Raw genomic sequence first — 8,844 nt, 5'->3', positions numbered from 1 at the left:
TGTTTGAAAAAAGCCGGCATGTCGGTCTTGGTGGAAACAAGTGATAGCGCTGTAGCCATGGCTATTTCAGATCGCTTGGCTGTGTTTCATAAAGGCTATTTACAACAAATTGATACCCCACAAAATATTTATCAACGGCCATTAAATTCTTATGTAGCCAATTTCTTTGGAAAAAGAAATGAAATACTAGCTACGGCTACAGATGATGGTTTTTATACTTCATTTGGGTTTATAGATGACGAGCGCTCCAAGGTTTTTAATAACAAGGTGAAAATTAATTTTAGACCCGAAGAGATCAAAGTGAAAAAAGGCTTAAGACAGGCCCTGATAGGAACAGTGAGGCAATGTTCCTTCTACGGTGATCACCAACTGGTAGCATTAGAAGATGATTTGGGTAAATCAATTTTGGTAAAATCATCACCCAATAAGGTTTTTACCATTGGGAGCAATGTGTTTTTTACCCTCAGGTCTTTTAAGGTGGAAGATGCTTTTTAAAATATTGGCCATATAATTTTATAGGTATAAAAAGCTGTTTTTTGCAAGGCACTATTTGCTGAAAAATTGAACTCCTAAAAGGTTAGTAAATTAAAAGAATATTGTAACTTTGAGTCATTCAATAAGCCCTTTCAACCATGAATAAGAACAATAGTAGGATAAAATCTTTAATTACCATTACCTTATGTTGTTCCGCATTATATTCCTCTTTCTCTCAAGAACTTCAAAAAGTAAAGGAGAAAAGTAAAAATCCAAATAGAGTTTTTACTTACCATGTGCTTAAAGGCTCACAAGTAAAAGAAGGCGCTGCCGAAATGAAGTACAAGGGGAAGTTGGGATTCCGGGTGATGGGCCAGTTTAGGCAGGGGAATAAGTCCGGTAGCTGGGAATTTTTTGATACAGATAATCATTTAATCCAAAAGTACAATTACACAACAAAAAGTTTCGAATACCTGCAAAATTTTAATGCCGTTAAGGCGGTATATATTTTAAAAGACCAAGAGTTGGTACCATTAGAAACCGGCGCTATTCCTGTATTGCTCGGCGGGGATGCTAAGTTTTTGTATTTTTTGGCCAATAATGTACAGTATCCACATGCTGCAAGGGCAAAAAGAGTTTCCGGCACAGTAGGTGTGATGGTGACCATTACCAAAGAAGGGGAAATGGTCCGGCCCTTTATTCCCAAGCCCGGAGATAAGGCCTTAGATGCCGAGGCATTAAGGGTGGTATCTTTTATGCCGAACGACTAGATACCGCTATCTTTAGATGGGGAAGCTAGGGATTGTTTGGTGCTTTTGTATTTTAATTTTCGGCTGGGATAATACCATTTATCCTAATAAATATTCTCGATTTGTTCTGTGTTTTACTTTGATAAATGGCAATCAATCGCACTTTTGAGAAAGTTTCTTTGTGGAAAATACTGACTTTTTCCGGTAGGGAATTTATGCTTTACGTCTGTCCTTCAGTAAAACCTTTGAAGGTTTGATGGATGGGCATTGCAAAAAAACACCAAAATAATTTAACCTTTTACCCCCTGAATAAATTCTGATGGTTTTAAGGGTCTCTTTTTTAGCTGCTTACGGACCTGATTTTTTTATCGATTCTTTCGTTACAATTGAGAGGTTTTTTTATATTTGTCGCTTATTTAAATCTTTCTTAGATTAAATCTAAATAATGTTTAAATTTGTGTTTCCATCCTTTCCTACAAGATTAAGGGAAAGAATTCTAGTGATGGGTCTAAACTTAATTTGGTAATTCATACGGTAGTCTACTACTAAAGGCCGTCCGGAGGATAAATCACAGCAGGGTAAGCTTGTTATGATTTTGAAAAAAGACGGGTTTTGAAACCTATAAATATTGAGGGTGAAAATAGCTTGAAAGAGTTATTTACTCTGTTGTTTACAAAATCAATACAACCAAGAAAATGGCGAAGCAAAAAAATAACACTTTGTGGGAGAAAACTAGGAAATTTTTCAACGACATACACCTGTGGGCAGGGTTGATTAGTGGCATAGTACTTTTAGTAGTGTGCCTCACAGGTACAATATATGTTTACAATACTGAAATTAGAGAATGGAATGCTTCTCACCTTTATAAAGTAAGCAAGACTGATGGTGTAGCTAGGCTTTCTCCAAATGAATTACTTGATAAAAACAGGGAGCTGATTGATGGAAACATTACAGGTGTAAGGGTTTCTTCAGATGCTGAAAGAAGCTTTCAGATTTCAGCCAGGGCAAAAGGAGACAGAAGCAGGTCCGGAACCACCTATTTCGTTAACCCCTACACCGGTGAAATGCTGGGCAATAGCAAAGAAGAAAATGCTGCAGCGACTTTTATGGGATACATGTTTAGCCTGCACCGATGGTTGTTATTAGACAAAATTGAAGAACCAATATTTGAAGGTTTAGAAAACAGGAAATTGGGAAGCTATATTACAGGAGCCTCCACCATTCTTTTTACCATAGGTGTGCTAACCGGCTTGGTGATATGGGTGCCCCGCAAGGCGAAGCATTGGCGTCAAGGATTAAAAGTAAAATTGAGCGGAAATTGGAAGAGAATAAACCATGATCTGCATAATTCTCTGGCATTTTATTCTGCCATCATTTTATTCTTAATGGGTGTGACAGGGCCTTTCTTTTCCTTTCCATGGTATAGAGAAGCCTTGCAAAAATCATTGGGAACCTATAAGGAAAGAAGCGCAAGAGGACATGGTCCGGCTGGAGCGGAAAAAGAAAAAGGTAAAGGAGAGCAAAAGAAGCCGGAAAAAATTGAGGTATTGCCGCTAGAGGATTATTTATACAGTGCAGACCAAGTTTTGGATTATGAAGGAGAATATTCATTAAGCTTGCCTAAAGATGGTGGCAAAACCATTAGCATCAGCAAGAAAAAAGCTGGTTTTTTTGCTCCGGCAGCCTCAGATAAATTGGTTCTTGATGTGGCAAGTGCCGAGGTTGTGGAAGCAGATATTTTTAAGGAAAAGCCTTTGAATGAACGCATATCCGGATCCATTAAAGCCCTACATTTGGGCAATGTTTATGGGTCTTTTTCTAAGCTACTCTATTTTATTTCCTGCTTAATTGCGACAAGCCTACCGGTGACTGGTACCTTGATTTGGATCAATAAAATGAAAAAACCGAAAAAGAAGAATAAAAGGAAAGCACAGTTGGCTTAGTCTCCGTTGTGGTATTTGTAGAAGGTGGTTATTTTGAACTAGTTTTGAGTAAATTTTTATTGTGCTAAAATTAGGTAAATCACTATGCCAATAAATAAGACAAAGAAAATCCTGCCCAACCAATAATTGTATTTGGTCTGGCGAATGATTTTATGGATTTGCAGTTTTAATTCCTCCGAATCCGTTTGTTCAAAAAGTTGGGCAAGTTCCTTGGCAGTATATTGTAGGTTGATGCTTTGTTTTTTTATGGCAAGATTATGTTTTTTTAAAAGGCCATTTACCTTGAAGTAGATTTTGAAGCCCACCGCTACATTAATGGCAAATAGTATGTATATGAGGTATAAAAAAGTCATTAGGTTTAGGGGAGTATGGTGGGGTTTGATATCTTTATAAAGATTGGTTCTGGATTATTGAATTTGGCCTAAGGCTAATGAATAATTAATTCCAAAAGTAGAAAATATTCGCCTTTCAGCTGACTTGAACTAATTCTGAAATCCAGATGTAAAGTTAACTTTTAGTTCTTTAAGAATATTGGAAAGACGATTATACTGTATTAATAAAGTTTATTTTGCTTTATTTAGGACGGAATGGATCATAAGTTCGTCATAAATAGGTAACAAGATTAAATTATTATGAAACGGTATCCCATTTTTTTAATGCTTATCATAACCTTATTTTGGGTGGGTTGTGTTGAGGAGCAAGACATCAATGTCCAAAGCCTTATTGGGAACTGGGAAAACTCAGTTTACATGGAAAACCAGGGCGTTAATCAAGTAGATGCTTATGGGTTTGATGAAAGCGGAAGGTATTTTAGATATATTTACTTTAAAGATCCGGAGAGCAATCAAACTTTGGGCTATGCCATGTATTTGGTGGGAAATTATATTTTGGAAGGAAATGAACTTGTGTTGGAAGAAGAACGTAGGCTTTTAAATTTAGGTGTTAACCTATTTGAAGAAATCGAAGGTCTTTCAGAGATTGAGGTGATAGAAAATACAACTTTAGGTTTAGCATTTAAAAGTAACAGGCAAATTTTAGAAATAACCAAAACCTGTAGTCCTTTACTATCCAGTATCTGTATTCCTGTTACCAGTTATAATCGAAAAGAGTATGTCTTATTTTCTCCTTTATAATTTAAATCAGTTAGACGAAGCCTTCAATAGCATGAACCTATCATTACAAGTCCCCAGATTCTATTTTATTTTTAAATTTTCACTGTAAAACCGAAGGCTCGATTGCCTAATCCGCGTTCAAGATTGGGATTAATTAGGATTTTTTGTTTAGAATTGGGATCCATATTTCTTCTTCTCAACTTGCTGAGGTATTGCTGTATTTCTCTCCCATCACCTGAAAATGAGGGCGATCGTCTAATTGATACTTTGATTGTGGGACCCACTGCCTGTAAATATAATCATAGATGCTATGGTCTGTACTTGGGCCTTTATAATTAAACTTGGCATACAAGCCTGCAGGAATCAGAAAGGGTACCATATTCTCCGGAATAATTTCTAAATTAACAACTTCCACACAAGCCCACTGTTCAAATACTTTTGTGGGATCAAAAGAGGTAAAATAGTCCGGTCCATAGACCTGCATGGCGATAAATTCGCTCGAATGAGTTGGTCTATTTTTCATAAAATGTTTCCATAAGGCCACTGTTTGATTTTTTACGAGACTCGTTGAGCAACTAAGGCCTACCAGTTGTTTGGCTTTCAAGGTTTCTATGTGGGCTTGGGCTTGCATATTTGGTTTTAATTATTTGGAATCAATTTCTGAAATGAGTGCTATTAATTGATCATTTAAGTCTGAATATTCATCGATATCATTGAGGCATTCCAAGAGATGTACTTTTAGCTGCTTTTCGGTGGCAATGGCCATGGTATTTGCAAATACGGAATCACTGCTCCAAACTATGTTTTCAAACAATTGTCCATCATTTTTATTCAGCCCGATCAGGTAATAGCCCCCATCTTCGGCAGGGCCTAATATCAGATCATTATTTTTTAGGCAAGCAAAGGCCTCTTCAATATGTCTAGAACGAAGTTCGAGACAATCTGTGCCAATGATGATAATTTGATCATACCCTTGCTCAAAGGTTTGGTCAAAAGCGTTGCTCATTTTTTGTCCTAGGTCTTTACCGCATTGTGGGTAAAAAGAGTAATTGTCTTCTGCGTATTGTTGTTTATCAATTTGGCCTTCATGAAAAATCAAAACATCAGCCTTGATTGAGGAGAGTATCTTATGGGTATAGTTTAAAAGATAGGAATAAATATAAACGGCTTTCTCATTGCCGATAGTCGCGGCTAGCCGGGTTTTTACTTTTCCTGGAGATGGAAATTTTTGGAAAACAATGATGGCTTTTTTCATGGACTGGGTAAAATTACACTAAGTTGGCTATACGCATAAAAAAAGCCAATGGTTTCTATACGGCCAAAACAACAGTGTTTAGGTCGTATAGAAACCTTGGCTCAAATAGGCAATGGGATACCTAATCTGTACAGAATAATAATTATAAAGTCTGATGCTTTGTCCATTTCTAATGAACCTTTAGGATTAATGATTAGGCACCTAAACCTTAGGTTTTGCTGTGTTATCAATCCTCATTCTCAGGCTTTGACAACAAGGGTTGAAACAGCATCAATACCTTTTTTGACACCTTAGCGGCCAATTATTCATTAGGGCCACGACGCCTTTTTCTTCTTTCTCGCATTTTATCACCCATTTCTTTTCTTTCTGCTTTCCATTTTTCTAACTGCTCGGGGCTTAGAATGGCCTCCAGTTGTTCCCGGTGATTTTCTTTAGCGGCTTTCATTTCGGCTTTTCTGGCTTCTTCGATTTCTTTCCGCTTATTCGCATCTTCGATGAAGAGGTTTTTCAATTGGGATTCCTGTTCAGATGTCAAGTCAAGCTTTTCTCCCATTCTTTGACTCATTCTTTCAGCCATTTTTTCGGGATCTCTTTCTCTATTTCCTTGCCTTTGGGCCTGGGCCTGGGCCTGTGCAAAAGTAGCTCCTACCAATGCACAAATAATTACTAACTTTTTCATAATTCTTACTTTTTGTGTGTTTGTATAGCTGTTAGACCAGCTGCAAGTACACAAGTTTAATGACCCGATGTTAAGGAATGTTAAAAAGCCTTATTTTTAGGTTTTGTCTTCAATTAATTCTTCCCTGTCTTTGGGCTTTACGTAGGTAGGCCTAATTAGCAACCTTAGAGATGGATCAAAAGCCAGATAATTCCAAGACCAATCAAGGAAAATAAAAATCCTGTTTTTGACACCTAGAATTGCCATCAAATGGACGAATAGCCAGGTAAGCCAAGCAAGGATACCTTGAAATTTAATAAATGGAAGGTCAACCACAGCTAATTTCCTACCAACCGTGGCCATGCTCCCCAGATCTTTGTAACGGAAAGCTTTTGGTGCTTTTCCTTTTAATTGCCCCAGAAAATTATTCGCTAAGTTATCTGCTTGTTGAATGGCAACTTGTGCAACTTGCGGATGGCCTTTAGGGTAATCCGGCAATTGTTGCAAACAAAGATCTCCGAGTGCATAAATGTTTTTGCTGTTGTGAACAAGGTTGAATTCATCCACCAGCAGTCGCCCATTCTTGAACTTTTGTGTGTCTACGATTCCTTCTATGCCGTTGGGCGCAATCCCTGCGGCCCAAAGCAATGTATTCGTTTTAAGTTTTTCTTCACCATTGATAATGACGTTTAGCCCATCGTAATTCTCAACAGCAGTATTAAGCATAACATCTACTTTTAGGCTTTCCAGGTATTCTTTGGCCTTTTGGCCTGAAGAATGAGACATTCCTGCCAAAAGAGAAGGCCCCATTTCTATCAAAACCACCTTCATATTGTCAAAGTTAAGCTGGGGATAGTCCATTGGAAAAACCTTATTCCTAAGTTCGGCCATTGCTCCGGCCAATTCCACCCCAGTAGGTCCTCCTCCCACTATCACTACATTCATTAATGCTTTTCGTTTGTCTAGATCAGCAATATTGATGGCCCTTTCATAGTTAGAGATTATTTTATTTCTTATAAATAAGGCTTCGGAGACAGATTTCATGGGAACACTGTTTTCCATAATGTTTTTCATCCCAAAGTAATTGGTATCTGCTCCCATGGCTAAGATGAGGTAATCATAGTCCAAATAGCCGATGTCAGTATATACCCGATTCTTTTCTTGATCGATTCTTTGTGCTTCAGCCATTCGGAAGGTCACATTAGGAGTATTGTGAAAAACCTTTCGCAAAGGGAATGAAATGGCACTGGGTTCCAATCCTGCCGTGGCTACCTGGTAAAAGAGAGGTTGAAACTGGTGATAATTGTTTTTGTCCAATAGGATCACCTGATAGTTTTTGTTTTTTAGTTTTCTGGCAAGCTTGAGACCTGCGAATCCTGCACCTATAATAACTATTCGAGGAAGGGATAATTTAGGGAGGTTTGGAAGGGGTTGATCCATAACTAAAAATTTTTAGATGAGGGTTGTATTACCTAAAAATAAAACGTATATCGGGTGTCATAGTTCATTAAATCCACAAAACCTTGTGATTAGTTTAGTCGTGGTAAGTTTTGTAATGATATTAGTCCTATCAAAAAATTTAATTATTTTTACAAAATTGGAAAAATAAAAAATTATGGGAAGAGCATTTGAATTTAGAAAAGAAAGAAAATTCAAAAGATGGAGTCAAATGTCCAAGGTGTTTACACGCTTGGGCAAAGAAATTGTCATGGCTGTCAAGGCAGGTGGACCCGACCCGGCTAATAATTCCAAGCTGCGGACCATCATTCAGAATGCCAAGGGTGCCTCCATGCCCAAAGACAGGATAGAAGCTGCCATATCAAGGGCAAGCAATAAAGATGAAAGCGATTATGAAGAAGTAGTGTATGAAGGGTATGGCCCACATGGCATTGCCGTCATCGTAGAGACTTCTACAGACAATATCAATAGAACCGTTGCCAATGTAAGACACTATTTTACCAAAGCGGGTGGTTCATTGGGCACCAGTGGTTCGGTTAGCTTCACCTTTGATAGAAAAGCGGTATTCCGATTTGCCAAAGCCGACTATGATTTGGAAGAACTTGAATTGGAATTAATTGACTATGGTTTGGAAGATATAGACGAGAATGAGGGGGAAATTTTTGTTTACACTGCCTTCGAAGACTTTGGAAACATGCAAAAAGCACTTGAAGACAAAGGCATAGAAGTAATAAGTGCTGAAATGCAGCGTTTTCCTATGTCTACCACAGAATTAACCTCTGAGCAAGAGGAAGACATCAACAAAATGATTGAGCGGATGGAAGAGGACGATGACGTCAATCATGTTTACCATAATATGGCCTAAAGCAAATATTTAGCAATTTTAATTCACATAATGGCATTCCCTAAAAGAAGAAATTTACAGGAGCAGAAAAGACAGCAGTTAGTAATCGTCGGAAGTAAAAACCCTGTAAAAGTTAAATGCACCGAAAATGCATTTTCAAGTATATTTGATGATAGTTTCATTGTTCAGGGATTGAATGTGGATTCTAAAGTGAGTGACCAGCCCAAGGGTGATGTAGAAACTTATACAGGGGCTTACAATAGAGCCTACGCCTCCAAAAACGCTTTCCCAGAAGCAGATTTCTGGGTGGGCATAGAAGGCGGTGTAGACCATGTAGGCGAACAAATGGTT

11 protein-coding genes are annotated in these 8,844 nt (G+C 37.9%); 6 read left to right on the top strand and 5 right to left on the bottom strand.

Going from position 1 to position 8,844, the window contains the following annotated elements:
* The 3 genes from AAC037_RS12705 to AAC037_RS12695 all read left to right on the top strand — a co-directional run.
* On the top strand, positions 1-495 hold a 495-nt coding region (locus tag AAC037_RS12705; protein WP_339903347.1), incomplete at its 5' end, for a TOBE domain-containing protein.
* Between the two features lie 137 nt (positions 496-632).
* Entirely contained in the window at positions 633-1,244 is a 612-nt protein-coding gene (locus AAC037_RS12700; protein WP_339903346.1) for a TonB family protein, read from the top strand.
* A gap of 674 nt (positions 1,245-1,918) precedes the next feature.
* Positions 1,919-3,166: a PepSY-associated TM helix domain-containing protein gene (locus tag AAC037_RS12695; RefSeq protein ID WP_339903345.1), complete on the top strand. Its 1,248-nt coding sequence runs from the start codon at positions 1,919-1,921 to the stop codon at positions 3,164-3,166.
* A 56-nt stretch (positions 3,167-3,222) separates the two neighbouring features.
* Here the strand turns inward: AAC037_RS12695 and AAC037_RS12690 are convergent, their stop codons facing one another.
* Positions 3,223-3,519, bottom strand: coding sequence for a hypothetical protein (locus AAC037_RS12690; RefSeq protein WP_339903344.1), 297 nt, complete (start codon positions 3,517-3,519; stop codon positions 3,223-3,225).
* Between the two features lie 279 nt (positions 3,520-3,798).
* Between AAC037_RS12690 and AAC037_RS12685 the strand changes: the two genes are divergently transcribed.
* Positions 3,799-4,299, top strand: coding sequence for a hypothetical protein (locus tag AAC037_RS12685; protein ID WP_339903343.1), 501 nt, complete (start codon positions 3,799-3,801; stop codon positions 4,297-4,299).
* A gap of 175 nt (positions 4,300-4,474) precedes the next feature.
* On the opposite strand, the gene AAC037_RS12680 is transcribed toward AAC037_RS12685, so the two are convergent.
* The 4 genes from AAC037_RS12680 to AAC037_RS12665 all read right to left on the bottom strand — a co-directional run bounded on the left by AAC037_RS12680 (position 4,475) and on the right by AAC037_RS12665 (position 7,631).
* On the bottom strand, positions 4,475-4,909 hold the full coding sequence (locus AAC037_RS12680) for a GyrI-like domain-containing protein (RefSeq protein ID WP_339903342.1): 435 nt from the start codon (positions 4,907-4,909) through the stop codon (positions 4,475-4,477).
* Positions 4,910-4,921: 12 nt separating this feature from the next.
* Positions 4,922-5,533, bottom strand: coding sequence for a TIGR04282 family arsenosugar biosynthesis glycosyltransferase (locus tag AAC037_RS12675; RefSeq protein WP_339903341.1), 612 nt, complete (start codon positions 5,531-5,533; stop codon positions 4,922-4,924).
* A gap of 301 nt (positions 5,534-5,834) precedes the next feature.
* On the bottom strand, positions 5,835-6,212 hold the full coding sequence (locus AAC037_RS12670) for a hypothetical protein (RefSeq protein ID WP_339903340.1): 378 nt from the start codon (positions 6,210-6,212) through the stop codon (positions 5,835-5,837).
* A gap of 96 nt (positions 6,213-6,308) precedes the next feature.
* Positions 6,309-7,631, bottom strand: coding sequence for an NAD(P)/FAD-dependent oxidoreductase (locus AAC037_RS12665; protein WP_339903339.1), 1,323 nt, complete (start codon positions 7,629-7,631; stop codon positions 6,309-6,311).
* 175 nt (positions 7,632-7,806) lie between these two features.
* Between AAC037_RS12665 and AAC037_RS12660 the strand changes: the two genes are divergently transcribed.
* Together AAC037_RS12660 and AAC037_RS12655 are read left to right on the top strand one after the other, a co-directional pair.
* Positions 7,807-8,514: a YebC/PmpR family DNA-binding transcriptional regulator gene (locus tag AAC037_RS12660; protein WP_339903338.1), complete on the top strand. Its 708-nt coding sequence runs from the start codon at positions 7,807-7,809 to the stop codon at positions 8,512-8,514.
* A 30-nt stretch (positions 8,515-8,544) separates the two neighbouring features.
* Positions 8,545-8,844, top strand: a 300-nt coding sequence (locus tag AAC037_RS12655) for an inosine/xanthosine triphosphatase (RefSeq protein WP_339903337.1), incomplete at its 3' end; no start/stop codon positions are given.

It is taken from the genome of uncultured Cyclobacterium sp. (genome assembly GCF_963976465.1).
Lineage (GTDB): Bacteria > Bacteroidota > Bacteroidia > Cytophagales > Cyclobacteriaceae > Cyclobacterium.
The sequence above is the reverse complement of the archived record's forward strand: the minus strand, read 5'-3'. Positions and strand labels throughout refer to the sequence as shown.